The following is a 2536-nucleotide window of genomic DNA, read 5'->3' on the forward strand; positions in this document are numbered from 1 at the left end:
TCAATAAGTTTAATTGCAATTTCTTTCTTTTGTAAGTGGTTGCAAGAAATTTCAGCAATAATCATACATGGATGATCTTTGCCAATATACCTCTTTCCAAGTTTGATTTCTTGATTCATGCTTAGCCTTTTATTTCCTTTTTTATATTTCCTTGCAGAGCAGACGTTTTGCACACATAACGTTTAAATCAGCGGCGCAGCTTTTTGCGTCCGCTGGATTTATGTGTTATATTCGCCAAATAATGACAATTGTTTAGGCTTATAGTTTGTAAATAAATTTTTATATTCGTCATACCTGTCTAATCTTTTAGAAATAGATTCAATACTAATTCTGTTTAAAAGAGCTACTGTTATCGGTCGTTTGTTATCTTTGAATACTAATGCATCAATAAATTTTTTAGCAATATCAGAAGTTAATACTTCATAAACGAATAAAGCCTCACTTTTTTTATCGAATCCCAACATATAGCATGTATCATCAAAAACAACAGGTTTATCATTATAAAGACCTACTAATGAGAATTTTATATTTTTATATAAGCCGGAAATTGCAACTTTCCAAGGTTTAAAAGTATAACTTCCAACACCGAACATCGAAAATCTGGGTGAATTTTTATAAATTGAACTTTTTCTGGCATCTAACTTTTCAGCATGAGCCACTAAGTAGTCCCAAGTTAAGGGAGATGTTATTTTAATAAATCGGGTCTCTTCCCCAATCCTTTTTTGAGTTATCATCATATATTTTATTGGCGGGGATAATACACTTTTAGATATATTAGAGCTTTTATACATCGGATATATAAAAGCATTTGGTAAAAAATACGCTTCGCTAAATCCATTTACAAACATATCCCCTTTTTTCGCAAATTCCATTACTTTAGAGCAATCATGTTTTACTCCAGAACGCCATTTGAATTCACATTTAGAATCAATGTCCTTTAAAGATTTATAAGAGTTAATATCAGAGATAAGTTTGTTATTTGATAATCCCATCTCTTTGCATGGTTTTTCAGAATGTAGGGAAGAATAAATTTTACAAATTTTATTATCTTTATTATCAATAAATCCTTGAGCAAAAAATAAACAAGCATCAACATTTACGTTAAAATGTTTTTTTGTATCAATTCTTTTGATGAAAAAATTTCCAACAGAAAGATTATTTCCACATACATAGGTAAAAATTTTTCTGGCAACAGATGTTTTGATAAGAAAAGCCATAGCTGAATTGGTTTTAGATATAAATTCTACAATTTTTATCAGCATCCACTCTGAAATGTCGAAATTACTTTTTCCTGTCATTGCATCAAGACCGTTTAAGCACTTAAAATTACACTTTTTAGGGAGATTTTTGCTTAACAGTTTGCCAAGTTCAGAATTGGTTACCCAAGGCGGATTGCCAATAAACAATATTGGCTTCTGAAACTGCTTTTTAACATCTTTCCAGTCAATTTCAAAAAAGTCCTGCTGTTTTACAAATGCATCGTCATGGCTTGTAATATTTTGTAGTTCAGTGTTTGCATTTTTAACATATGCTGGATTTATTTCCCAACCAATAATATTTATATTCGTTTTGCGCAAAGTCTCACATGCGCACAGGAACCTTCCCAAACCGCATGTTGGCTCTATGATTGTTTCAAATTTATCAATCTCTAAAATTGAAACCACTTCTGATGCTAACGCTAATGGAGTCTGGAAATCTCCAAACTCAACTTTTTCTTTTGTATTAGCCAAAGTTATTTTACCCTCACCAAACCATCAATATCACCAGCCTCATGTATCACCCGTGAATACTGAAGTCGCCATTGCAAAGCGTTGGAAATTGTTAGATAGCCTACAATTGGTTTATTTTGGAGTAATTCTTCTGCTATACGGTTAGCTTCTATTTCATCTACTGGCAACATCCGTTCTTGAAAAAATGCCAATAAATCATCTTTGTTTCCTTTATTATCTATAATCTTTATTATACCGGAAGTCGTTTGATAATCGGCAGTACGAAAATCATTTACAAAAATTGTATGTTTAATCATCAATCTGCCAGTATTGTCAGATTGATCATCTATTTTTTCATATACAAATACTAAAAGTGAGTAACCGAGACCGAATATCTTTTGCCGAGCAGATTTAAAAGGACATGATGATTGAGGTTGTTTTATGCTTGTTACCTTCATATCAACAAATAATTCAGGGAAATCTATACCTTTAGCTGAACTCCCCTCAGTATATTTATATCCTTTGTGTAAATATGCTTGAAACTTATGTTCAAGATATGTCCCTACTGCTTTGCCATCGGTAATGCCAAAAAGCCTCGGTTCTTTATGTTTTGATTCGATTTCAGAAAAGTGTTTTGCTTCTTTTTGAAGCAATTCAATTGTCAATTTTTGTTTCATTGTTTTTCCTATATTCATAAAATATAATCGCGGTGCTGACCGGCACCGGGGGCCGCACAAGCAAGCGTAGCTTGATTGTGCGGTTCACGGTGTCCGGTCAAGTACCTTGTTCTGGCGCGGAGCGCCGGAGCAAGGTACTTGACGAAGTCA

Annotated in this window: 2 protein-coding genes; both read right to left on the reverse strand. The window is 33.1% G+C overall.

Features of this window, described 5'->3' with window-relative positions; all coding sequences use genetic code 11:
• Positions 1 to 218 precede the first annotated feature (218 nt).
• The gene (locus J7K39_00060) at positions 219 to 1730 is read right to left on the reverse strand and encodes an SAM-dependent DNA methyltransferase (GenBank protein MCD6178274.1); all 1512 of its coding nucleotides are present in this window, start codon (positions 1728 to 1730) and stop codon (positions 219 to 221) included.
• 2 nt (positions 1731 to 1732) lie between these two features.
• Complete coding sequence (locus J7K39_00065; GenBank protein MCD6178275.1) at positions 1733 to 2386, reverse strand: restriction endonuclease; 654 nt, start codon at positions 2384 to 2386, stop codon at positions 1733 to 1735.
• Positions 2387 to 2536 lie beyond the last annotated feature (150 nt).

This window comes from Bacteroidales bacterium (assembly GCA_021157585.1).
Classification (GTDB): Bacteria; Bacteroidota; Bacteroidia; order Bacteroidales; family UBA12170; genus UBA12170.